Below are 24,116 nucleotides of genomic sequence, written 5' to 3' on the forward strand. Positions count from 1 at the left end.
ATGACTCTCAATGGATGGCTGCAGATCCTGCTCTTTATCCTGATTGTAATCGCCCTCGTGAAGCCGCTCGGCTGGTACATGACGCGCGTGTTTACGGGCGAGCGCACATTCCTGTCGCCGCTTCTGCATCCCGTCGAGCGCGGATTGTATGCGCTTGCAGGAGTCCAGGAGGATCAGGAACAGCATTGGCTCACTTACACGGTTGCGATGCTGTTCTTCCATGTCGGAGGATTTCTGATCCTCTACGCACTCCTGCGGCTCCAGGGCCTCCTGCCGTTCAACCCGCAGGGCTTGCCGGCGGTGCCGGAGGATCTCGCCTTCAACACCGCATCGAGCTTCGTCACCAATACCAACTGGCAGAACTACGGCGGCGAGAGCACGATGTCCTACCTCGTGCAGATGCTCGGGCTGACGCATCAGAATTTCCTGTCGGCCGCGACCGGCATCGTGCTGGCCATTGCCCTGATCCGCAGCTTCGCGAGGGCCTCGTTCCGCACCATCGGCAACTTCTGGGTCGACGTGACCCGCTGCACCCTCTATGTGCTCTTGCCGATCTGCGTTGTCGTAGCTCTATTTCTCGTCTGGCAGGGCATGCCCCAGACCCTCGGCGCCTATGTCGATGCGACGACACTGGAAGGAACCAAGCAGACCATCGCCCTCGGCCCGGTGGCCTCGCAGGTCGCCATCAAGATGCTCGGCACCAATGGCGGCGGCTTCTTCAACGCCAACGCGGCGCATCCGTTCGAGAATCCGACAGCCCTGTCGAACCTAGTCCAGATGGTGGCGATCTTCGCGCTCGGTACGGCGCTCACTAACGTCTTCGGCCGCATGGTCGGCAATGAGCGCCAGGGCTGGGCGATCCTGGCCGCCATGGGCGTGCTATTCGTGGCCGGCGTGACAGTGGCATACTGGTCGGAAGCCGCCGGCACCCCGGCCCTTGCTGCCCTTGGGCTCGACGGTGGCAACATGGAAGGCAAGGAAGTCCGCTTCGGCGTTGCCCTGTCGGCACTCTTCGCCACCGTCACGACGGCGGCGTCCTGCGGCGCCGTCAACGCCATGCACGACAGCTTCACGGCACTCGGCGGCATGATCCCCCTCATTAACATGCAATTGGGCGAGATCATCGTCGGCGGCGTGGGGGCGGGGTTCTATGGAATCCTGATCTTCGTCATCGTCGCGATGTTCGTCGCAGGACTCATGGTCGGCCGCACGCCTGAGTACCTCGGCAAAAAGCTCGAAGCTAGGGAGGTCAAGATGGCGATGCTTGCCATCCTGTGCCTGCCGCTGATGATGCTCGGCGGCACGGCCGTCGCGACGGTGCTGCCCTCGGCCGTCGCGTCGATCGCCAATCCGGGGCCGCATGGGTTCTCCGAGATTCTGTATGCATACACGTCGCAGACCGCCAACAACGGCTCGGCGTTTGCGGGCCTGACCGGCAACACGCTCTGGTACAACCTGACCGGTGCCGCCGCGATGCTGGTGGGACGCTTCTTCGTCATCATCCCGGCCATGGCCATTGCGGGCTCTTTGGCAGCCAAAAAGACCGTTCCGGCCTCGGCCGGCACCTTCCCGACCGATGGCGGGCTGTTCATCGGTCTTCTGGTCGGGGTCATCCTGATCGCCGGCGGACTGACGTTTTTCCCGGCTCTCGCGCTCGGGCCCATCGTCGAGCATCTCGCGATGATCGCCAGTCAGACCTTTGCATCGGGAGGCTGACCATGATGCCGATCACATCGAAACACACTCAACGGGTGCGGAGTGAACACACGAGACAGCTGCGGAAAGTGCTCATCGAGCGCCTCCGCCCGGGCCTCAGGCGGCGCCACGGGCAGCAACTTTCGTCCTGGTCTTGACCGCAGCGGCCGTGATGGTGGGGCTCATCCTCTGGATCATCGCGCCGCATCTCGACAGCATCCGATAGAACTCTCTCGTTTCAAAGGCTCTGGAGGCAACCTCCGATGGCTAAAGCAACTCAGACATCTCTCTTCGACCGCCGCATTCTCGTTCCGGCGATTGGCGCGTCCTTCCGAAAGCTTGATCCCCGGCTCATGATCAGGAACCCGGTCATGTTCGTTGTTGAGGTCGTCAGCGCCCTGGTGACGCTCCTCTTCATCCGCGATCTCGTGACAGGAGGCGGGGCTAACCTTGGCTTCGCGTTCCAAATCATCCTCTGGCTGTGGTTCACGCTCCTGTTCGCGAACTTCGCCGAGGCGGTAGCCGAAGGGCGCGGTAAGGCGCAGGCCGACTCGCTGCGTCGCACCCGCACCGAGACCCAGGCGAAGCTGCTGTCGGATGCCGATGCTGACCATCACAGGCTAGTGCCGGGCACCAGTCTGAAAGTGGGCGACATCGTGCTCGTGGAGGCTGGCGACATCATTCCGTCGGACGGGGAGGTGATCGAAGGCGTCGCCTCGGTCAACGAGGCCGCAATCACCGGTGAGTCCGCGCCTGTCATCCGCGAGTCCGGAGGAGATCGTTCAGCCGTCACTGGCGGCACCCAGGTGCTCTCCGACTGGATCAAGGTCCGCATCACGGCAGCGCAAGGCCAGACCTTCCTCGACCATATGATCCGTCTCGTCGAGGGTGCGGAACGGCAGAAGACGCCCAACGAGATCGCGCTGAACATCCTGCTCGCCGGTATGACGATCATCTTCGTTTTCGCGACCGTGACGATTCCGAGCTTCGCATCTTACGCCGGTGGCTCGATCCCAGTGCTCGTCCTGGTGGCGCTCTTCGTCACCCTCATTCCGACCACCATCGGCGCACTGCTCTCGGCCATCGGCATTGCCGGCATGGATCGGCTCGTGCGCTTCAACGTGCTGGCCATGTCGGGCCGGGCTGTCGAAGCGGCTGGGGATGTCGATACGCTCCTGCTCGACAAGACCGGCACGATCACGCTCGGCAACCGGCAGGCCGCGGAGTTCCGGCCGGTGAGCGGCGTCTCGGAGCGGGATCTGGCGGATGCCGCCCAACTGGCCTCCCTTGCGGACGAGACGCCCGAGGGCCGCTCCATCGTGGTGCTGGCCAAGGAGAAGTACGGGATCCGTGGCCGTGAGATGCACGAACTCCACGCCCACTTTGTCCCGTTTACGGCGCAGACCCGCATGAGCGGGGTCGATGTCGAAGGCTCCTCGATCCGGAAAGGGGCGGTCGATGCAATCCTGAATTATGTCGATGCCACGAGCTCCCCTGTTGCTGCCGCGCGCGGCGGAGCCATTCAAGCCCTTCGGCCTATGATCAGCAGCGAGGCGATCCGCGAGATACAGACCATTGCGGACGAGATAGCCAAGTCGGGCGGCACGCCGCTTGCCGTGGCCCGCGACGGGCGCCTGCTCGGCGTGATTCACCTCAAGGACATCGTCAAGGGTGGAATCCGGGAGCGCTTTGTCGAGCTTCGCCGCATGGGCATCCGCACCGTCATGATCACGGGTGACAATCCGATGACGGCGGCCGCCATCGCGGCCGAGGCCGGGGTGGACGATTTCCTGGCTCAAGCGACTCCCGAGAACAAGCTCCGGCTCATTCGGGACGAGCAGGCAAAGGGCAAGCTGGTGGCCATGTGTGGCGACGGCACGAACGATGCCCCGGCGCTGGCCCAGGCGGACGTGGGCGTAGCCATGAACACCGGCACGGTCGCGGCCCGCGAGGCCGGCAACATGGTCGACCTCGATTCTGATCCGACCAAGCTCATCGAGATCGTCGAAATCGGCAAGCAGCTGCTGATCACCCGGGGGGCGCTCACGACGTTCTCGATTGCCAATGATGTGGCCAAGTACTTCGCCATCATCCCGGCGATGTTCGTGGTGATCTATCCGCAGCTACAGGCCCTGAACATCATGAGACTGGCGAGCCCGCAGAGCGCGATCCTGTCGGCGATCATCTTCAATGCGCTGATCATCATCGCACTGATCCCGCTCGCCCTGCGCGGGGTTCGCTTCCGGGCCGTGGGTGCGGCGGCCCTCCTGCGGCGCAACCTGCTCGTCTACGGGCTTGGCGGCATCATCATTCCTTTTGTCGGCATCAAGGTCATCGACCTGGCCGTGACCGCCTTGCACCTCGCTTGCGGAGAGCACTCATGCTGAAAGAAATTCGTCCGGCGCTTGCCCTTGTGGTCCTCCTGACCCTGATCACGGGGCTCGTCTATCCACTCGCCATGACCGGGCTCGCGCAAGTCCTGTTCCCGAGGCAGGCCCAAGGCAGTCTGATCGAGCGAGATGGCAAGGTGATCGGGTCGGAATTGATCGGCCAAGCCTTCACGAGCGACCGCTATTTCCATGGACGGCCGTCCGCGACACTGGGACCGGATCCGAACGACCCGTCCAAGACTGTGCCGACTCCCTATAATGCGGTGAACTCTGGTGCCTCGAACCTCGGCCCGACCAACAAGGCTCTCGTGGAGCGGGTTCAGGGGGACCTCAAACACCTGAAGGCCGAGAACGGCTCTGCTGCAGTGCCGATCGATCTCGTCACCACCAGTAGCAGTGGGCTTGACCCTCACATCTCGCCGGAGGCGGCACTATATCAGGTACCCCGGGTCGCCCGGGCGAGGGGGGTGCCCGAGGAGCAGGTGCGCCAGATGGTGGATGAATTGATCGAGGGACGGCAGCTCGGTCTCATCGGGGAGCCCCGGGTCAACGTGCTGGCCCTGAACCTTGCCCTGGATCGCACATCGACTCAGCCTTAAGTAAGGAAACATGCCGAGAACCGAGGGATAGCCGATGCCTGAGCCCTGGCGTGATCCGGAACAACGGCCTTCGCCCGAGGCCCTGCTGGAGGCGGCACGCCGTGAGGAGGGCCGCCATGGCCGCTTCAAGGTCTTCCTCGGCGCCGCTCCCGGTGTCGGCAAGACCTACGAGATGCTCGCTACGGCCCAGGCGCGTCGCAGGGAGGACATTGATGTGGTCGTCGGCGTCGCCGAGACCCATGGCCGCAAGGAAACCCAGGCGCTCCTGGACGGATTGGAGGTCATTCCCCGCAGGCGCATTCCCTACAAGGGGCATGAACTCGAAGAGATGGATCTCGACGCCATCCTGGCGCGCAAACCGCAACTCGTCCTCGTCGACGAGTTGGCCCATACCAATGCTCCTGGCAGCCGCCATCCCAAACGCTATCTCGATGTCGAGGAGCTCCTCAACGCCGGGATCGATGTCTACACCACCGTCAACATCCAGCATCTCGAAAGTTTAAACGACGTCGTCGCACAAATTACCCAGATCCGGGTGAGGGAGACGGTGCCGGATACGATCATCGACCGGGCCGACGACATCGAGGTGATCGATCTCACGCCCGACGACCTGATCCAGCGTCTGAAAGAGGGCAAGGTCTACGTTCCGGAAACTGCCACGAAGGCTCTCGATCATTACTTCTCGCCGGGCAACCTAACGGCCCTGCGGGAGCTGGCCCTGAGGCGGACCGCCCAGCGGGTCGACGAGCAACTGCTCACCCATATGAAGGCCCATGCCATCTCAGGGCCGTGGGCGGCCGGCGAGCGGGTGCTGGTCTGCATCAGCGAGGATCCGCAAAGTGCCGGCCTCGTGCGCTACACCAAGCGTCTCGCGGACCGCCTCCATGCGCCCTGGACGGCAGTCTACATCGAAAGCCGCAGGAGCACACAGCTGTCCGAGGAAGAGCGCGACCGGATTGCAGATACGCTGCGGCTTGCCGAGCGGCTTGAAGGCGAGGCTATGACGATCCCAGGCGGAGGCCACGGCATTGCCGACGATGTGATCGACTTCGCACGGGAGAACAACATCACCCAGATCGTCATCGGCAAGTCGACGCGCTCGCGCTGGTTCGAGATCCTGCATGGATCGGTCGTGCATGAACTCGTCAGGCGATCCGGTAGCATCAGCGTCCACGTGATCAGCGGCAGCGACCTCGCGCAGGACGTGATTGCCAAAAAGACTGTTCGAACCGAGAGTGCTGCCCACCCGTTCCAACCTATCCCCTACGGTGTGACTCTACTGGCCATTGGGGTGGCGCTCGGCATTGGCAAGCTGATCGAGCCGCTCGTTGGGGCTCAGAATATCGACCTCGTGTTCATGACGGCCGTGGTGGCGGTGGCGGTGCGCTTCGGCCTCTGGCCATCGCTGTTCGCGGTTATTGTCTCGGCTCTCTGCTATAACTTCTTTTTCCTGCCCCCGCTCTACACGCTCACTATCGGGGATCCGGCGAATGTCGCTGCGCTGGTCTTCTTCGCGGCGGTCGCCGTCCTCGTGTCCAATCTCGCCGCGCGGGTCAGGGCTCAAGCGGTGACCGCGCAAGTCCGAGCTCGCACCACGGAGGCGCTTTATGCCTTCAGCCGCAAGCTCGCGGGGGCCGGAGCCTTGGACGACGTGCTGTGGGCGACCTCCTACCAGATCGCCCTTCTGCTGAAGCTGCGGGTCGTCTTGCTCCTGCCGGAGAAAGGCGTGCTGACCGTCATGTCGGGATACCCTCCGGAGGATAGGCTGGACGAGGCGGATCTCGCGGCCGCCAAGTGGGCCTTCGAGAACAATCGCCCGGCCGGCCGCGGGGCCGATAGCCTGCCGGGCGCCAGGCGGCTCTTCCTGCCCATGCGCACGGGGCGCGGCATCATCGGTGTGATCGGCCTGGACAGCGACAAGCCGGGCACGCTTCTCACCCCGGACCAGCGCCGGCTGTTCGATGCCCTGTCGGACCACGCCGCGCTGGCCATCGAACGGGTACTCCTCGTCGAGGATCTCGACCGCGCCAAGCTGGTCGCGGAGACCGACCGTCTGCGTCAGGCGCTCCTGACCTCGATCTCCCATGACCTGAAGACGCCGCTCGCGGCCATCTTCGGTTCGGCCGGAACTCTGCGCGACTTCTCAAAAGCGCTGGGCGAGGAGGCCAAGGAGGAACTGCTGGCCACCATCATGGATGAGTCGGAGCGGCTGAACCGGTTCATCGCCAACCTGCTCGACATGACGCGGCTCGAATCCGGCGCCATCATGCCTAACCTCGCTTTACATGAAGTGGGCGAGATCGTTGGGACCGCCCTTCAGCGTGCCGGCAAGGTCCTGGCGCAACACCGCATAGAGGCGGAGATCGCGGCCGACCTTCCCATGCTCAAGCTCGACGCGATTCTGTTCGAGCAGGTTCTGTTCAACCTTCTCGACAATGCCGCCAAGTATGCCCCCGAGGGCTCTACCGTTCTTCTGCGTGCCTGGCGGAACCGCGACACGATCTGCCTTCAGGTCATCGACGAGGGCAGGGGCATTGCGACCGAGGATGTGGAACGGATCTTTGACAAGTTCTACCGGGCGCAGAAGGGGGATCAGGTCCGGGCCGGTACAGGATTGGGCCTTGCCATCTCCCGTGGATTCATCGAAGCCATGGGTGGGACGATCACGGCGGGCAATCGCACTGACCATTCCGGTGCGGTGCTTACGATCAGCCTGCCGGTCCCGATTGAGACACAACAGATGGATACCGCCGCATGAGTGCCGCTCCTGTTCGCGTTCTGGTCATCGACGACGAGCCGCCCATCCGGAAGTTGCTGCGGATGGGTCTCGGAACCCAAGGGTACCAAGTCCTTGAGGCTCCCAACGGCAAAGCCGCCTTGGAAAGACTCGATGACAAGCCCGACCTGATCATTCTGGATCTCGGCCTGCCTGACATGCAGGGGCTTGAGCTGCTCCAACGTTTTCGGGACCAGAGGGTCACCGCTCCCGTCATCGTGCTGTCAAGCCGCGGCGATGAGGCCGGCAAGGTGCAGGCGCTCGATCTCGGCGCCGACGATTATGTGACCAAACCCTTTGGCTTGAACGAACTCCTGGCCCGGATGCGGGCCGCCATGCGCCATCGGCTCCAGAGCCAGGGCGAGCGCCCGGTGTTCCGTACGGGAGACCTTTCCGTAGATCTCGTGCGTCGGATTGTGAAACTCCGCGATGTTGAAGTGAAGCTCTCGCCCAAGGAGTACGAGCTGCTTCGGCTTCTCGTTCAACATGCCGGCAAAGTGCTGACGCACCAGTTCATGCTACGCGAGGTTTGGGGGGGCACATCGGATCCCCAGTATCTGCGGGTCTACATCCGGGCCCTACGCCAGAAGATTGAACCCAATCCTGATCGTCCAGAATACATCCTTACCGAAACCGGCATCGGCTATCGCCTCAGGGATCCGGATGAGGTCCCGGTGCAGGCCCACCAAGACCAGAACCAACAATCCGCGTAACGTGTGCGAGTCTCATCGTGGAGATCCAGAACCTTCTGTCGCCGGCCGATGTCATGCTGCGGCTGCGTGTCGCCGACAAAACCGCGCTGCTGCGGCAGCTCGTCCATCATCTCGCGTCCAGACTGGAGCTTGATGCCCGGGAGGTCCTCGACGCCGTTCTCAGGCGCGAAGGACTCGGATCGACAGGAATGGGGGAGCGGATCGCCATTCCGCACGCCCGCCTCGATACGCTGGACCGGCCGGCGGGCGCTCTGGCTATCCTGGCGCAACCGGTCGACTTCGACGCGATCGATGGGCAGCGCGTCGACACCGTCTTCCTTCTCCTCCTGCCTGGCACCTCCCAGATCGGGCAGTTGAATGCTCTGTCGTGCGTTGCACGCAGGCTGCGGGATCCTAATCTGCGGGCGGGACTGCGGCGGGCGAAGGATAGCGCTGCCGCATACCAGATGCTGGCGTCAGCCGACGCTCCAACGGATGGCAGCGGCTCCAAAACATTGAGCTGAGGCGGAAACTCTTGAGGCTCGCCCGGCGGCTGGGCGAGATTGGGCGCAATATTCCCATTCCGCCGCCAGCCTTGATTAGTGAGCCATGAAAATGGGAACCGTCATTGACGCAAGAACGGTCCGAGTTGTCCCTCCGAGAATCAATTCTCGCAGCTTCCAATGTCCGTAGCCACCCATGACAATGAAATCCGCCCCACTCTCGGCAGCATATGAGAGAATGACATTGCCAATGTCATCCGTCGGCGGCAATTTCTTCAATGTAGCTGTGATATGATGCCGTTCGAGATGACGGGTAAGATTGAATCCGGGAAGTTCGTCGGGATCTTCGCCCTCATCACTGATGCTCACGACCTCGACTTCAGCTGTATTGCGGAGCAAGTCCCTTGCGCCCGCCACTGAGCGTGTCGCGGAGACGCCTCCGTCCCAGAAAATCAGCGCCTTCCCAAGATGTACCGGTCCCTTGTGAATGGAAGGGACCACGAACACCGGCGTGCCGGAAGAAAAAAGGGCCCCCTCAATCATCAGCCGATCTTCGTTATACATTCCACCTTCTCCCTGGCTCACAATTGAGAAGTCGAAATGCCGGGCAAGGCCTCCGAATTGATCGCGTGCCGCTTCCGAAAAAGTCTCGATCATCACCAGTTCGACCTGCACGCCCGCAGGAGCCGCTGCCGACAAATTTTCGAAGGCCCGCTTGGCGGCAAGCCGGCTTTCTTCGGCAATTTGCGCAAAGGTCTCGTAGCTGTAGACGTCAAATGCTGAAGTCGGAAAATACTGCATGGCAACGCCGACCGCCGTAAGGTGGGCGTTGGTTCTCGATGCAAGCGACAAAGCAAAATCCGTGACCGACGCACCTGTCTCACTCGTATCGAGATGAACCAGAATATCCTTTATGGGCATGATTTTGCTCCTCATTACAGCCGGTGGCTTCCGTCTATTATGCACTTGCGCTCGACAGAAATACGTCTTGCAAGCGCGCAAATCTTAATTAGGGCAGCCTGGGCGGCTCTGTTGCATTAACTCCACGAGGCACAATCCGTAGCGTGTTCGCTCGGATCAACGGATACTACATCCCGTGGCTTGACAGGTTAGTGCAACAGAGCCGTCCGACGGAAGCCGAATGGGAGTTCGCCGCGCGGCGGTATCGACGGCGCCGAGTTCGCCTGGGGCGACCAGCTGAATCTAGGCCGCGCTGCGGCAAGGAAACGCCCTTCGAACAAGGGGGCGGGAGGACCGGGGATGTGCCTGCCATCGCCATCTTCCTGCTCCGACGATTGCGGCGACATCACCGCCCGACTATTCTGGCCGGCAGTTGCACGGTCTATCGCTGATCTGGCGGAGGCAGCCATGCAGGCTATGGTTTTGAAGGCGATCGGCACGCCGCTCGTTTGGACCGAGCTTCCCGACCGGGAGCCGGGGCCGGGCGAGGTTCGGGTCAGGATCTCGGCCTGCGGCGTGTGCCGCACGGATCTTCACGTGGTGGATGGTGAACTTCCGAACCCGCGCGTCCCCATCATACCCGGCCACGAGATCGTCGGTCGCATCGAAGCCGTCGGACCCGGTGTTGCCGACCGGCGCCTCAACGAACGCGTCGGCATACCTTGGCTGGGCCATACCTGCGGCACCTGCCCTTATTGCCGTAGCGTGCGAGAGAACCTCTGCGATGCGCCAGAATTCACCGGCTATACGCGCGATGGCGGCTACGCCACCTCGGTCATCGCTGACGCGAGCTTCACCTTTCCCCTTGGCGAAAAGGGAAGCGACGTCTCACTGGCTCCGCTCCTCTGCGCAGGCCTGATCGGCTGGCGTTCTCTCGTCATCGCCGGCGAGGCGGAGCGGATCGGGCTCTACGGCTTCGGCGCGGCGGCCCACATCATCACTCAGGTGGCGCGGTGGCAGGGACGCGCGGTCTCCGCGTTCACCCGTCCCGGCGACGAAGGCACCCAGGACTTCGCCCGGCGTCTGGGTGCCGTTTGGGCGGCCGGTTCCGACAAGATGCCGCCGCAGCCGCTCGACGCCGCGATCATCTTCGCGCCGGTCGGTGGCCTTGTACCAATCGCGCTGCGAGCTGTGCGTAAGGGCGGGCGCGTGGTCTGCGCCGGCATCCACATGAGCAATATTCCGAGCTTTCCTTATTCGATCCTCTGGGAGGAACGCCAGCTCGTTTCTGTCGCCAATCTCACCCGCAAGGACGGGATTGATTTCCTCCGCCTCGCGCCGAAGATCGGCATTGCAGCGGAGACGACGACCTATCCGCTCCGAGAAGCCAACCGTGCGTTGGATGACCTGCGCGCGGGCCGTTTCGACGGGGCCGCAGTGCTCGTGCCGTGAGAGGGGAGGCAGATTGAGCAGGTGAACAAGTCAAACGATAAACAGTGATGACAAAGCAAACATCGTACGTCCTCCGGCAGGCTCTCAAGGTGCATGAGGTTCGTTCGGTGATCCTGTTGTGCGGTTAGTGGTCGCTTGCGCTGGCTGCGGAGACAAGTCGCGCGACCAGATGGATGATCTGCTTAGCCTGCGGCTGAACAATGTCGACTGCTGAAAGTCTACATGTGGGGGCGCTCTTGGATTGGTGAGCCCATCCGGTTCACAAGGGGAATGGTGCCATGAAATGTCGCTACGGGCTTCTTGCTCACGCAATGAGTGCGGGTTTTGCCCTTGCAACGGTTACGTCGGGGCATGCCCATGCGAACACGGCTCCGAACGGAGCCGATCGCGATTTCATTCGCTGGGATTCGCAGATCGAACGCGCGCAGCAGAACATGGGAGAAATCGCCCAGCGGAGGGCCGGAAGCAACTCGCTGCGGGAATTCGGGCGACGCCTCCAGCATGATCACGCCGCTGCCTATTCCCGTTTACGTGAGATCGCCGAAACCATCGGAGAGAAGCCCGATGAACCCCTGGGGGCGGTCCACCTCCAAGTCGAGCACCGCTTTGAAGCAATGCCGGCTGACCGCTTCGACATGCAGTTCGCCCGTCACGAAATTAAGGATCATGGAAACTTCCTGGAACACTTCCGGATCGAGGCCGCCAGGGGCGCCAACCGCGACTTGCGCGATTACGCATCCTGGCAGATTCCCATTCTAGAAAAATATCTCAAAGAGGCGGAGGCGCTGGCGTCTGAGGCCGGCTCACGTTAATCACGCGGATCCCGCCCTTCGCGCGAATTGACGGACGAGATCGTCACCGATCTCGTCCCAACAGGGCTGCAACGGCAATGTCGAAAATGTCTCATGGCCAGGCAGGCGAGGTCTTTGCGGCCTTCCTCAAGCTGGGACTGACCTCTTTCGGCGGTCCGGTCGCCCATCTCGGCTACTTCCACGACGAGTTCGTCGTCCGGCGCCGCTGGCTCGACGAGCGGGCCTATGCCGACCTCGTGGCGCTGTGCCAATTCCTGCCGGGACCGGCCTCAAGCCAGGTCGGCATGGCGATCGGCCTGTCCCGAGCGGGCTATCTCGGGGCGCTCGCCGCCTGGACGGCCTTCACGCTGCCGTCAGCCGTCGCCCTCGTGCTCTTCGCCTTTAGCATCGGCGTGTTGGGTCATGCCCTCGGCTCCGGCTGGCTTCACGGACTCAAGGTGGCCGCGGTGGCAGTGGTTGCGCTGGCCGTGCTCGGCATGGCCCGCTCCCTCACACCGGATCGGGAGCGCGCCACGCTTGCAGTGGTGGCTGCCACGATCACCCTGGCCATCCCCTCAGCCTGGGGACAGGTCGGGGCCATCGTGCTCGGTGGCCTTGTCGGCGCGACCCTCCTCAGGGGAGGAGCGCCCATTGATCACGTTGCTCTCCCCCTGTCCGTGAGCAGGCGGGTCGGCGTCGCGGCCCTGACCACCTTCTTCGCGCTGCTGATCGGCCTGCCATTTCTGGCCGCCGCGACCGGAAGCCAGAGCATTGCCCTGTTCGATGCCTTCTACCGCGCGGGTTCGCTTGTCTTCGGCGGCGGCCATGTAGTCCTGCCGCTGCTCCAGGCCGAGGTCGTGCCGTCGGGCTGGGTGACGAACGACGCGTTCCTGGCGGGCTATGGCGCAGCCCAGGCGGTGCCGGGCCCGCTCTTTACCTTTGCGGCCTATCTCGGTGCCGTCATGGGGCCTGAGCCGAACGGATGGGCCGGGGCGGCGCTCTGCCTCGTCGCCATTTTCCTGCCGTCGTTCCTCCTGGTTATCGGCACCCTGCCGTTCTGGGAGGACCTGCGACGCACGCCGACGGCGCAGGCCGCGCTGAAGGGGGTCAACGCGGCCGTGGTTGGGCTTCTCCTGGCTGCGCTGTATCACCCGGTCTGGACGGCGGGCATCCTGGGCCCCGCCGACTTCGCCCTGGCCGTAGCCGCGTTCCTGCTGCTGTTCATGTGGCGGACGCCACCCTGGCTGGTCGTGGTCCTGAGCGCCGCTGCCGGAGGAGTGATTGTAGCCTTGTGACCAGATCCGAAGGGATAGTCGCGGCAGTTTGGCCGACGTGGCGCGCCTTGTCACATCCGCTTGTCACATCCGAAGGACCCAAATCCGGCAGGCCCAGAAGCCTGCCCTGCGGAATCCAGACCGGCGTGTTTCCTGGCGTGTTAATATGAGCAATGGCAGCGTGTGGCACCGTGTCAAGAATCCCGGAACGTCACCTTTTGCACATATGAGACATAGCGCTTTGATCCGCTCATTGGGCGACAAGTGGACGTTCATTAGCTCCGCGCATCTTCTCACTTTGACCGAGGCTGTATCAAACCGCAGACGAGCCACCCCTTGGAGCAGTTTTATGTCTTGCGGGCCCAAGAAGGCCGGGAATTTCCCGTACAGGGGCATGAAATAGTACAAATAGTTCGTCGAGATCGGGCTTGTGTGAGTTTTCACAGAGCCTCGACCCTTTGCGGCCCTTCACGGGCCGTAGGAGCCCATTAGAGAACCAGGCGAGACAATTTAGTCGTTAAAGTCTGGCTCTGTGAACCCCGCGTCACTGTGGTATTCTAGGCACGGACAACGCTTGGGAGAAACACTCATGCCCAAGATGAAAGTCGCGATCTTCGTCGAACCGGGCCGAATCGTCCTGGACGAGAAACCGATCCCGGATGTCGGCCCCCTTGATGCCCTTCTGCGGATCACTACCACCACGATCTGCGGCACCGATATCCACATCCTCAAGGGTGAATATCCCGTCGCCCGTGGCTTGACCATCGGGCACGAGCCTGTCGGCATCATTGAGAAGCTAGGCTCCGCTGTGAAAGGTTACCGTGAGGGGCAACGGGTGATCGCCGGTGCGATCTCGCCGAGCGGGTACAGCGAGGCCTGCCTGTGCGGATGCCATTCCCAGGACGGGGCGGGCACCAAGCACGGGTGGAAACCGTTGGGAGGCTGGCGCTTCGGCAATACCATCGACGGGGCCCAGGCCGAGTATCTTCTCGTTCCCGACGCCATGACGAACCTTGCTCCCGTCCCGGATGGCCTCACCGACGAGCAGGTGCTCATGTGTCCTGATATTCTGTCGACCGGCTTCTCCGGGGCCGAAAGCGCGCGCATCCGCATCGGCGATACCGTGGCGGTGTTCGCTCAGGGACCCATCGGGCTTTGCGCCACGGCGGGAGCCCGCCTGATGGGCGCAACCAGCATCTTTGCCGTCGAAAGCCTTCCCGAGCGCATGGAGGTGGCGCGCCGCATGGGTGCGGATCATGTGATCGATTTCACCAAGGTCGATCCGGTCGATGAAATCATGAACCTGACTGACGGGCGCGGCGTGGACGTCGCCATCGAGGCACTGGGGCGGCAGGAGACCTTCGAAGGGGCCCTGCGCGTGCTTCGCCCGGCAGGCACCCTGTCCTCGCTCGGAGTCTATTCGGGAGATCTCAAGATCCCGCTCGGCGCCTTCTGGGCCGGCATCGGCGATCTCAAGATCGTCACGACGCTCTGTCCCGGCGGCAAGGAGCGCATGCGACGGCTGATGGGAGCGGTCGTATCCGGCCGTGTCGATACCCGTCCTCTGGTGACGCACCGCTTCAAGCTCGATCAGATCGAGGAAGCTTACGATCTGTTCGCCCACCAGCGCGATGGGGTCCTGAAGGTGGCGATCACGCCATAGTCCCTGGCCGCAGGAACCAACGTGAGGCCTGCTCAGGTTTGAAACACGTATGTGCCTGGGGCGTCGCACAGGACCGGATATCCGCGCCGGTGCTCCCATGGCGGGTGGGCGGACAGGCTCGCCGGAAAAAGGCTTCGCAACAGCTGGGGCGGGACTGCGTATCGACAATACGCCTGTGGAACGGCGGGTATTAAGATCATAGTCTTCATACCTGCGCCACTGTCCTATTCCTGTACCGCCTAACCGATTCAGACGCCTTTCTGCTTACGGTGAGTTCTCCCGATGCACGTCGCAGTCTTCAGCGCCAAGCCCTATGACCGTCGCTTCCTCGACGCTGCGAACGCCACATCTGGCCACAAGCTGTCCTACTTCGACGTGCGTCTCTCTCGGGAGACAAGCCGGTTCGCTGCAGGCGCGGAGGCAGTGTGTGTCTTCGTTAACGACGAGGTGAATGCGGACGTCCTCGCCAGTCTCGGGTCCAAGGGGATTAGACTTGTGGCCCTGCGCGCGTCAGGCTTCAACAACGTTGATCTGGAGGCGGCCCAACGTGAGGGGGTAACGGTCGCGCGGGTGCCGGCCTATTCGCCCCATGCGGTCGCCGAGCACACGATTGCTCTCATTCTCACCCTCAACCGGAAAACCCATCGGGCGTACAATCGGGTGCGGGAGGGAAACTTTGCCTTGGAGGGACTGCTCGGCTTCGATCTCAATGGCAAGACCGTCGGAATCGTGGGAACCGGCAGGATTGGGGAAATCGTGGCCAAGATCCTGACAGGCTTTGGGTGCACGGTCCTGGGTCACGACCTTGGCCCGCGCCCGGCCTGTGAGGCCATAGGCGTGCGGTATGTGTCGATGGAGGAGCTTCTCTCCAGCTGCGATATCATCACCCTTCATTGTCCCCTCACTCCGGCAACACACCACCTCATCAATGCTGAGTCACTGAAGCGGATGAAACGCGGCATGATGCTCATCAACACGAGCCGTGGCGGCGTGGTCGACACCCAGACGGTCATCGAAGGTTTGAAAGACGGCACCATTGGCAACCTTGGGCTTGACGTTTACGAGGAGGAGGCGGACCTCTTCTTCGAGGATCTTTCAAATCGCTTCATCGGCGACGACGTATTCGCGAGGCTGCTGACATTTCCGAATGTGCTCATCACCGGCCATCAAGCCTTCTTCACCAAGGAAGCCTTGACCAGCATCGCTGAGACCACAATCGCCAATATCACCGCGTTCGAGACGAGCGGGCGAGCTGTGCATGAGATCTCCGTAGAGAGGATCTCGCGAGAGCGTCGGTGATCGGAGGATGGGCGACTTTGGTGCGCAATTAAGAGGGAGGCACGTTCCTGTCCTGACGCTGGGGTTCAGGCGGCACGCCAGGATGCCGGCATGCCCAGTTGGGTCAGGACGTTGATGGCCTTGCAGCTGGCGGCGGCTTCGGTCTTTTGGGTCAGCAAAACCCGTTAAGCTAATGGTGCCCCTGAAACATCTCGATGCCGATCTGCGTCCGGTTCTCGAAGCGGGTGTCATCGAAGCACTCGTCGGCACGAATGCAGACAGGGCGCGATTGCATCGGCTTACGGCTGAGATCCATACAATCGTGGCCACCGCTCTGTTGTAGCTGGGCTCGGCGGGCCGGGCAGGGGAAAGCGGGACGGGTCCTCGGACCATCCATGGGCCTGAAAGACGAAGCGATCCGGAGCGCTCACGATTGACATCAAGCCTGACATCGCCGGTTCGGGGCGGCTGATGACGAAGGTCGGAATGCGGGCCATGACGGACTCGAACGGAGCCTTACGCTCGAAAGCAAGCCGAAAACCGCCGCGATCAAGCAAATCGACGATGCGCGGAAGGATGCCGCTGCCGAAATAGACCCCGCCTGTCGCGTTGAAGATCAGTGCCAAATCGCCGGCGAAGCGCCCCAGGAGAGACAGGAACAGGCGAACCGCCTCGGATGCCGCCTCGTTCCCGCCGGAGGAGGCGGCCGCGATCACCTCGGCGGGCGTGCAGGAGGGCGGCTTTCGACCGATGCGCCGTACGGCAGCGCGATAGAGCCTGACCAGTCCCGGTCCCGACAGCACGGTTTCGGCAGTGATCCTGCCTCCAGCTCTCTCGATCAGAGGCCAGATCGCAAGCTCGTCGGTCTCGCACGCCCCAAAATCCATGTGTCCGGCTTCTGTCGGTTGCAGCCAATAACGGTCCTGCACGGGAATGCAGGCGGCCGCCCCAAGTCCCGTTCCGGGCCCGAGCGCGACCAACGTGCCCTCTCCGCATGGGATCGACGGCCCGATCCGGGTGCATTCGCCGGGCTGCCCGATATCGATGAGGGGGAGGGCGGCTGCGACCGGCACGTAATCGTTGATGAGCATCACGCTCGATAAACTAAGATCCGCGCCGATCCGGGCCGCATCGATATTCCATGGAGCGTTGGTCAGGCGGACGCTCGATGCATTCACGCAACCGGCGACTCCGAGAAGCGCGGAGCGCGGCGACGGGGCGCCCAACGCTTTCAGAGCGGAGCGGATCGCTACGCTCGGCGTCGCGTGTCGGGTCGTCGCTATGGTGATCAGGCGCGAGAGCGGTCCGCTGGGCGCGGGCAGGACTGCGTACCGCGAATAGGTCCCGCCGATATCTGCGATGAGAACGGGGAACTCGAACATGGCGCAGGATACTACGCCACGCGCTTGCGGCCCAGGCCCCGCTCGATTTCAAGCACATGCATCGTCGTCTTCAGCACGCTGTCGGGATTGAGGCTGATCGAGTCGATGCCGAGGCGGACGAGATATTCGGCAATCTCGGGATAATCGGAAGGGGCTTGGCCGCAGATGCCCGAGTGGCGGCCATTGCAGCGGGCTCCTTCGACAGCGAGCTCTATCAGTTTCAGGACGCCCGGATCACGCTCGTCGAAGTCGAAGGCCACGATCTCGGAATCCCGGTCTACCCCGAGCGCCAGCTGGGTCAGATCGTTCGATCCTATGGAGAAGCCGTCGAAATGCCGGGCGAAGGCATCGATCAGGATGACGTTGTTGGGGATCTCGCACATGACGTAGATCCTGAGCCCGTTCTCGCCGCGAGTCAGGCCGAACTCGCTCATTTTCGCCACCACCCGCTCGGCCTCCTCCACCCGGCGGCAGAACGGGACCATGGGCCGGATATTCGTCAGTCCCAAATCGTCACGGGCGCGTTTCAATGCTGCGCATTCGAGCTTGAAACCCGCCTCGTAGGCCGGATGGGCATAGCGCGAGGCGCCACGGAAACCGAGCATCGGATTGGCTTCCTCGGGCTCGAAAGCCTTGCCCCCGAGAAGGCAGGCATATTCGTTGGTCTTGAAGTCGGACAGCCGCACGATCACCGGTTTCGGGTAGAACGCCGCGGCAATCGTCGCGACACCTTCAGACAGGCGCTCGACGAAGAAGTCGGAAGGTTTCGCATAATCCTGCGTCAGCCGCTCGATCTCGGCCCGGTCCTTCGGATCCGATACCCGCTCGGGGTGCACGAGCGCCATCGGATGCACCTTGATGGCGTTGGTGATGATGAACTCCATGCGAGCAAGGCCCACGCCGTCATTGGGAAGAAAGCTCAAGGCGAATGCGCTGTCCGGCTCGCCAACATTCATCATGATCTGCGTGGAAGGACGTGGAAGCGCGGAAAGGTCGGTATGCTCCACCGTGAAGGGGATCTCGCCCTCGTAGACCCGCCCAACATTGCCCTCGGCGCACGACACCGTCACCAGATCGCCGGTACGGAACACACGCGTGGCGCTGTCGGCACCAACAACGGCGGGTATTCCGAGCTCGCGCGCGACAATCGCCGCATGACAGGTGCGCCCACCGCGGTTGGTCACAATGGCGGCGGCTTTCTTCATGACAGTGCCCCAATCAGGGGAGGTGGTGTCGGCCACCAGAACCTCGCCCGGCTGGAAATCGGCAAGATCCGTTTGATGGGCAATGACGCGGGCCTTGCCGGATGCGATCTTGGCCCCGACCGCTCGGCCCTCGGCCTTGACCGGCCCCGAGCCCGTCAGCCGGTATTCCTCGAGCCTCCTGCGGTCGACCTGTGAAACTACCGTCTCGGGCCGAGCCTGGACGATGTACAGTTTACCGTCGAGGCCATCCTTGGCCCACTCGATGTCCATGGGACGGCTTTTGCCCGCCTTGGCGCTGTAATGGTCCTCGATCTTGATGGCATGGTCTGCCAGCAACAGCACGTCATCATCACTCAGGCAGTAGCGATCGCGCTCATGCTTGCCGGTCGGAATGTTGCGGGTATGCTCACGCGTGCCGCCCCGGGCATAGACCATCTTGATCTCCTTGCCGCCGAGCGTATGGCGCAGCACCCCTCGCTTGCCGAGTTTGAAAGTGGGCTTGAAGACGTAGAACTCGTCGGGATCGACGGTGCCCTGCACCAGGTTCTCGCCAAGTCCATACGCGCCGGTGATGAACACGACGTCGGGAAAACCGGTCTCGGTGTCGATGGTGAAGATCACGCCGGACGAGGCCAGATCTGCGCGCACCATCTTCATGATGCCGACCGAATTGAACACCTTGAAATGGTTGAAGCCATTGTTGATCCGGTACCGGATCGCCCGGTCCGTGAACAGGCTGGCGAAGCAGCAGCGCACGGCATCGAGCACCTGCACCTCGCCGGAGATATTGAGGTAGCTCTCATGCTGGCCCGCAAAGCTCGCGGTGGGAAGGTCCTCTGCTGTAGCTGAGCTGCGCACGGCGACCGTCAATTGCGGGCCGTATTCAGAGGCAAGCTCCCGGTATGCCTGACGGATCTCGTCTGCCAGATCCTGGGGCAAGGGCGCGCCATAGACGAGTTCGCGCGCGCGGCTCGCACGGGAGGCAAGATCGGAAACATCATTCGGATCGACTCCGTCCAGGATCGCGTGCAGCTCCGGTCAGACTTCGGCCTGATCGAGGACGTGACGGTATCCTTCGGCGGAGACGGCGAAACCGTTCGGCACGAGGAGACCTTGAGGCGTCAGCTCGCGATACATCTCGCCGAGCGAGGCGTTCTTGCCGCCGACGAGCGGAACGTCGTCCAATCCGATATCGCGGAAGAACCGGATGAAATGAGTGGTCTGAGCCATGGGTTTATTCCGTTCGAGGGAAAGTATCGCACCGGCTCAAGATGCCGAGAACCGGGCTCAGCTCACAGCAATCGCATCACCCCATCCCACGAGACTGCCGACCCAGACGGACACCTCCTGAAGCGTGGCGAAACCGTCGGGATGAGGTTCGGAACTGGGGCCGAACCCGGCCCGGACGAACCATCTGCCCGAAGATTCGGACGTTAGGGCGCGATCCGCATACTGGCGAGGATCGCTACCAGACGGTCGCCCACAAAGACGAGCCGGCCAGTCTCCCCGCCGCGCAAGGTGGCCAGGAGCACAGGTTGGAAACTCACCACCGAGCTCACGGATTGTTTCCAACATTCACCAACCTCGTTCGAGACTGACCGGGCGCAGCGGACGATGCTTTGATATTTCGCAACGACGCTGCGAATGGGATCCGCCGTTAGGCAATAGCCGTCGTGGAATCCCAAAGGGCTTTGCTGCGAATCATCGCGGCGGCTTTCTCGCCAATCATGATGGCCGGCGCGTTCGTGTTGCCCCCGATGAGCGTCGGCATGATGGAGCAGTCCACAACCCGCAGGCCTTCGACACCGCGAATCCGCAGTGAAGAATCGACGACTGCAGTCTCATCATTGCCCATCCGGCAGGTTCCGACCGGATGGTAGACGGTATCGATACGCTCCCGAAGGATGGCGCGGATCTCGTCATCGCTATGCACATTCGCAGCGAAGACATCGAGCGTTCTCTGCGCGGCGAGCGCAGGCGCGTCCAGAAGGCGGCGCATGACCTTGAAGCCTTCGACCATCCGGTCGAGATCCTCCGGCTCACCGAGGAAATTCGGGTCAATGGCGGGGGCCGCCACCGGATCGGCGCCTTTCAGCCTGACCGTTCCGCGACTTTGCGGACGAAGCAGGCAGACATGGCAGGAAAAGCCGTGTCCCCAATGAAGCCTGCGCGCATGATCGTCGGCCAGCGCCACTACGAAATGAAGCTGCAGGTCGGGCATGCTCAGCTCCGGGCGGCTCTTCAGGAAGCCGCCCGCCTCGGCAAAATTCGTCGTCAGCATGCCTCGGCGCTCGGCCCTGTAGCGCATGATCTCCCGCGCCAGCTTGCCGAAGCCTCGGATCGAGAACCCGAGAAGATCGAGGCTCTTCGCCTTGTAGCCCAAGATGAAGTCCGGGTGGTCCTGGAGATTTTTTCCTACACCAGGCAGGTGCGCGACGGTGTAGATCCCGAATTTCTGCAATTCACGAGCATCTCCAAGACCGGACAGCATGAGGATTTGGGGCGATTGCAGGGCGCCCGCGCTCAGGATTACCTCGCGGTGGGCGCGCAAAATGCGCCGGCGGCCTCCCTTTTCGAACTCCACTCCGCTCGCGCGCTTGCCGCCGTCGAACAGGATGCGAAGCACCCTGGCGCCGCATTCGACATGCAAATTCGGACGCACCCCGATATGCGGATGGATATAGGCCCGAGCGGCGCTCCAGCGTTCGCCGTTCCTCTGCGTGACCTGGTAGATCCCGAGACCCTCCGGCTCCGGTATGTTGAAATCCTCGCAGAGGGGAAATTGCGCCTGCTGGGCGGCCTCGAGAAAAATCGCGTGAAAGGGATTGCCGGTCCTCGACTTCGAAACGGGAAGCGGACCGTCGCGGCCGTGCCAGGGTTCGCCAAATTCCTCGTTGTGCTCTGCTTTCCTGAAATAGGGCAGCACCTCGTCGTAGCTCCAGCCCTCGTTTCCGAGCGAGGCCCAATGGTCATAATCCCATCGGTGGCCGCGCGCGTAGATCATCGCGTTGATTGCGGAGCTGCCGCCGAGGGCCTTGCCGCGTGGCTGGTAGCCCCGGCGATTGTTCAGGCTCGCCTGCGGCACCGTTTCGAAAGCCAAGTTATTAAGGTTCGACGGCACCATGAAGATACCGGCGGCGGGTATTTTGACGACCCAGCTGTCGCCAGCCCCGCCGGCCTCGACGAGAGCGACCGTGATGCCGGGATCCTCGCTCAACCGGCTCGCTACGACGCAGCCGCTCGATCCGCCGCCAATGATCACGAAGTCGAACTCGTTCATCGACGGTCTCCATGGGATTGTGAACCGGATCGCGGCGCCGGACATCGGGGTGAAACCACTTTCCCGCATACCTGCACCCTGGCCATGAGGTATAACAATAGCGAGGGCGGCAGTCGTGGATGTTGAAGAATGTCAAACACTGAACGCATGTCGGCGGCGGATACGACTTGGCTGCGCATGGACCGACCGAACAATCTGATGCAGATCGTCGGTGTCCTCGAACTCGAGCCGCCCGTGAACCTCGATCGTCTTGAACAGCTGCTGGGCGAGCGGCTTCTTCGCATCGACCGCTTCAGGCAGCGGGTCGAGGATCGTTCCGGAACAATCTGGTGGTCCGAAGATCCCTATTTCGACGTCACGCGCCATATCAAGCGGGTCGGCCTTCCGATGCCCAGGGGGAAGAGCGAGCTCCAACGCTTCGTCGCCGAGCTTGCGATGACGCCGCTCGATCCGAACCGCCCCCTCTGGCAGTTCCATATCGTCGAGCAGGACCGGGGCGGCGCGGCCGTAAGTGTCCGCGACGGATCATGCGCATGACTTCAAAGCCCTTGATGGTCGCGGAGGTGGTTTTCATCCTCTGGAAGCCACGCGTGGGCCGGATTACGCGCTTAAGGGCGCCATGATCCGCCTCGATGATGTTGTTCAGGTATTTCGATGTCCAGTGTTCGACATCTTTTGACAGCAGGCCTTCCTTCTGCAGGCGCTGGATTGCGTTATGGGCCGAGAATCCCGCCTGGATATCAACGCCTAGCCCGCCGATCCTGCCGCCGAGATGGAGAGCAATTGCCCGCACAGGTCATCAGAAACCTCCGATCGGAACGAGAAGATCTGCTGCGCTCTGTTCCTCTTCAATATATTCATGACGCCAGTCTTGCACCCGCGCGCCACGCGGATCTTGAAGTGCTTGCCGGCCTGCCCACGTTGTTCGATTGAATCGAGGATCCAGTCCGCTGCCGGCCGGTCAATATGAAACCTTGAAATGAGCCCGTCGCCACACCATCTTCTCATCATCGGGGTCCGAGCCCCTCTGGCAGTCTTCTCCAAGCTGCGATGTCGGACTCTCTCACCTGAGGAGCAGCTTGATGCGTGCTCCGCATCTGGGAGACAACCATGACGACTTACTCATATCCTTCGTCTCCCGTAGACTTTGGTGCCTCCCGCCGCCTCGAAGAGGCCCGTTCGCGACTGCACGTCCTCGCAAGATTTCTCGACAGTGCCATGCCCGTGCCGGGGACAAAGGTGCGATTATGCGCCGACGCTCTTCTCAACCTTTCCCGGTCTCGGAACGCTCGACTCGAAAGCCATGTCGGCTTATCTGATTTGGGAGGCGCGGCGCCTCGGCGTGCCGACCGCGAGACTCCTGCGCATGGCGGGCGATGTGAGGGCCAACTTCGTGACCAGCGCGATACCACTCGTCGGCTGGGTCGGCGACATGTTCCACCGCCCGGACCTGCGCAATATGGCGCTACTGCGCAAGCACCTCGGCCAAGCCCATCCGGTGCCGGATCCTTTCCAAGGTTGACGGCGCTCGGAAAGCGGAACACGTCCGGCGGCCCGTCGATCTCGGTTTGCACTTGATCGTTCAGAAAGCAGAGAAATGAACAACCCGAACGCCGCGCCGAGCTTTCGCAACTTTGCGATTGTCGCCGCGGTTATGAGCCTGCTGGCGCTGTTCTACTTCCAGAGCACGGCGGCGCCGCAACCTGATCAGCTCCCCTACTCGGCTTTCGTCACGGCCGTCGATCAGGGCGAGATCCGCTCTGCCACAATCCAAGGGCAGAATATTGTCGCGGAACGCTCCTCCGGCGGCACTGTTGCGACCTATGCGCCGCAAGGGGCCGATCTGATCGCGCACCTTCAGCGTCAGAACGTCGAAATCAAGGCGACGCCCCCTGCTCAACCGAGCCTGCTTTTAAATCTTCTTCTGTCGATCCTGCCATTCACATTGATGATTGGCGTCTCAGTCTGGTTGGCACGTAAGGCCATGAGTGGACAAGGCGGTGGCGGCGGCTTGTTGTCGATCGGCAAGTCGAAGGCGCGCCTGATGAAACCCGGAACTCCTGTCAGCTTCGACGATGTCGCCGGCATCGACGAGGCCAAGGAGGATCTGCAGGAGATCGTGGAGTTCCTGCGCGATCCGCAGAAGTTCCAGCGCCTCGGCGGCCGCATTCCGCGCGGCGTGCTGCTCGTCGGCCCGCCCGGCACCGGCAAGACCCTGACCGCCCGCGCGGTCGCC

At 62.4% G+C, this 24,116-nt stretch carries 17 protein-coding genes and 2 pseudogenes; 14 read left to right on the forward strand and 5 right to left on the reverse strand.

Annotation, left to right across the window (positions count from 1 at the left end; all coding sequences use genetic code 11):
* The 6 genes from kdpA to AB4Y97_RS19825 all read left to right on the forward strand — a co-directional run bounded on the left by kdpA (position 1) and on the right by AB4Y97_RS19825 (position 8,676).
* Positions 1-1,716 carry a potassium-transporting ATPase subunit KdpA gene (gene kdpA, locus AB4Y97_RS19800; RefSeq protein ID WP_442000764.1) on the forward strand — a complete coding sequence of 572 codons (1,716 nt, stop codon included), beginning with the start codon at positions 1-3 and terminating at the stop codon, positions 1,714-1,716.
* 242 nt (positions 1,717-1,958) lie between these two features.
* The gene (kdpB, locus tag AB4Y97_RS19805) at positions 1,959-4,082 is read left to right on the forward strand and encodes a potassium-transporting ATPase subunit KdpB (RefSeq protein WP_442000765.1); all 2,124 of its coding nucleotides are present in this window, start codon (positions 1,959-1,961) and stop codon (positions 4,080-4,082) included.
* Entirely contained in the window at positions 4,076-4,684 is a 609-nt protein-coding gene (locus AB4Y97_RS19810; protein ID WP_442000766.1) for a K(+)-transporting ATPase subunit C, read from the forward strand. The genes kdpB and AB4Y97_RS19810 overlap by 7 nt, the downstream gene beginning before the upstream one ends.
* Before the next feature lie 34 nt (positions 4,685-4,718).
* Positions 4,719-7,442, forward strand: a complete 2,724-nt coding sequence (locus AB4Y97_RS19815) for a DUF4118 domain-containing protein (RefSeq protein ID WP_442000767.1) — start codon at positions 4,719-4,721, stop codon at positions 7,440-7,442.
* Positions 7,439-8,173 (forward strand): response regulator transcription factor, encoded by a 735-nt coding sequence (locus tag AB4Y97_RS19820; RefSeq protein ID WP_442000768.1) that lies wholly within the window; start codon positions 7,439-7,441, stop codon positions 8,171-8,173. The genes AB4Y97_RS19815 and AB4Y97_RS19820 overlap by 4 nt, the downstream gene beginning before the upstream one ends.
* 17 nt (positions 8,174-8,190) lie before the next feature.
* Positions 8,191-8,676 (forward strand): PTS sugar transporter subunit IIA, encoded by a 486-nt coding sequence (locus AB4Y97_RS19825; protein WP_442000769.1) that lies wholly within the window; start codon positions 8,191-8,193, stop codon positions 8,674-8,676.
* A gap of 75 nt (positions 8,677-8,751) precedes the next feature.
* Here AB4Y97_RS19825 and AB4Y97_RS19830 read toward each other — a convergent pair whose 3' ends face one another.
* Positions 8,752-9,576 (reverse strand): universal stress protein, encoded by an 825-nt coding sequence (locus tag AB4Y97_RS19830; RefSeq protein WP_442000770.1) that lies wholly within the window; start codon positions 9,574-9,576, stop codon positions 8,752-8,754.
* Between the two features lie 447 nt (positions 9,577-10,023).
* On the opposite strand from AB4Y97_RS19830, the gene AB4Y97_RS19835 reads away from it, so the two are divergent.
* The 5 genes from AB4Y97_RS19835 to AB4Y97_RS19855 all read left to right on the forward strand — a co-directional run bounded on the left by AB4Y97_RS19835 (position 10,024) and on the right by AB4Y97_RS19855 (position 16,034).
* Positions 10,024-11,007: a zinc-dependent alcohol dehydrogenase family protein gene (locus AB4Y97_RS19835; protein ID WP_442000771.1), complete on the forward strand. Its 984-nt coding sequence runs from the start codon at positions 10,024-10,026 to the stop codon at positions 11,005-11,007.
* Positions 11,008-11,318: 311 nt separating this feature from the next.
* The gene (locus tag AB4Y97_RS19840) at positions 11,319-11,819 is read left to right on the forward strand and encodes a DUF4142 domain-containing protein (protein ID WP_442000781.1); all 501 of its coding nucleotides are present in this window, start codon (positions 11,319-11,321) and stop codon (positions 11,817-11,819) included.
* A 77-nt stretch (positions 11,820-11,896) separates the two neighbouring features.
* Positions 11,897-13,093 (forward strand): chromate efflux transporter, encoded by a 1,197-nt coding sequence (gene chrA, locus AB4Y97_RS19845; RefSeq protein ID WP_442000772.1) that lies wholly within the window; start codon positions 11,897-11,899, stop codon positions 13,091-13,093.
* Between the two features lie 568 nt (positions 13,094-13,661).
* Positions 13,662-14,735, forward strand: a complete 1,074-nt coding sequence (locus AB4Y97_RS19850; protein WP_442000773.1) for an NAD(P)-dependent alcohol dehydrogenase — start codon at positions 13,662-13,664, stop codon at positions 14,733-14,735.
* A gap of 282 nt (positions 14,736-15,017) precedes the next feature.
* Positions 15,018-16,034: a 2-hydroxyacid dehydrogenase gene (locus AB4Y97_RS19855; RefSeq protein ID WP_442000774.1), complete on the forward strand. Its 1,017-nt coding sequence runs from the start codon at positions 15,018-15,020 to the stop codon at positions 16,032-16,034.
* 278 nt (positions 16,035-16,312) lie between these two features.
* Here the strand turns inward: AB4Y97_RS19855 and AB4Y97_RS19860 are convergent, their stop codons facing one another.
* From AB4Y97_RS19860 to AB4Y97_RS19870, 3 genes and pseudogenes are all read right to left on the reverse strand, one after another.
* Positions 16,313-17,374: a glucokinase gene (locus tag AB4Y97_RS19860; RefSeq protein ID WP_442000782.1), complete on the reverse strand. Its 1,062-nt coding sequence runs from the start codon at positions 17,372-17,374 to the stop codon at positions 16,313-16,315.
* Positions 17,375-17,406: 32 nt separating this feature from the next.
* Positions 17,407-19,830, reverse strand: a pseudogene (gene ppsA, locus AB4Y97_RS19865) (phosphoenolpyruvate synthase).
* Between the two features lie 427 nt (positions 19,831-20,257).
* Positions 20,258-21,880 (reverse strand): GMC family oxidoreductase, encoded by a 1,623-nt coding sequence (locus AB4Y97_RS19870; RefSeq protein WP_442000775.1) that lies wholly within the window; start codon positions 21,878-21,880, stop codon positions 20,258-20,260.
* 129 nt (positions 21,881-22,009) lie between these two features.
* On the opposite strand from AB4Y97_RS19870, the gene AB4Y97_RS19875 reads away from it, so the two are divergent.
* The gene (locus AB4Y97_RS19875) at positions 22,010-22,417 is read left to right on the forward strand and encodes a wax ester/triacylglycerol synthase domain-containing protein (RefSeq protein ID WP_442000776.1); all 408 of its coding nucleotides are present in this window, start codon (positions 22,010-22,012) and stop codon (positions 22,415-22,417) included.
* Positions 22,418-22,451: 34 nt separating this feature from the next.
* On the opposite strand, the pseudogene AB4Y97_RS19880 reads toward AB4Y97_RS19875, so the two are convergent.
* Positions 22,452-22,673: pseudogene (locus tag AB4Y97_RS19880) on the reverse strand (DDE-type integrase/transposase/recombinase); the annotation flags it as partial.
* 420 nt (positions 22,674-23,093) lie between these two features.
* Here AB4Y97_RS19880 and AB4Y97_RS19885 point away from each other — a divergent pair.
* Both AB4Y97_RS19885 and AB4Y97_RS19890 read left to right on the forward strand, forming a co-directional pair.
* Complete coding sequence (locus tag AB4Y97_RS19885; RefSeq protein ID WP_442000777.1) at positions 23,094-23,402, forward strand: DUF4112 domain-containing protein; 309 nt, start codon at positions 23,094-23,096, stop codon at positions 23,400-23,402.
* Positions 23,403-23,477: 75 nt separating this feature from the next.
* On the forward strand, positions 23,478-24,116 hold a 639-nt coding region (locus tag AB4Y97_RS19890; RefSeq protein ID WP_442000778.1), incomplete at its 3' end, for an ATP-dependent metallopeptidase FtsH/Yme1/Tma family protein.

It is taken from the genome of Microvirga sp. 2TAF3 (assembly GCF_052114965.1).
Taxonomy (GTDB): domain Bacteria; phylum Pseudomonadota; class Alphaproteobacteria; order Rhizobiales; family Beijerinckiaceae; genus Microvirga.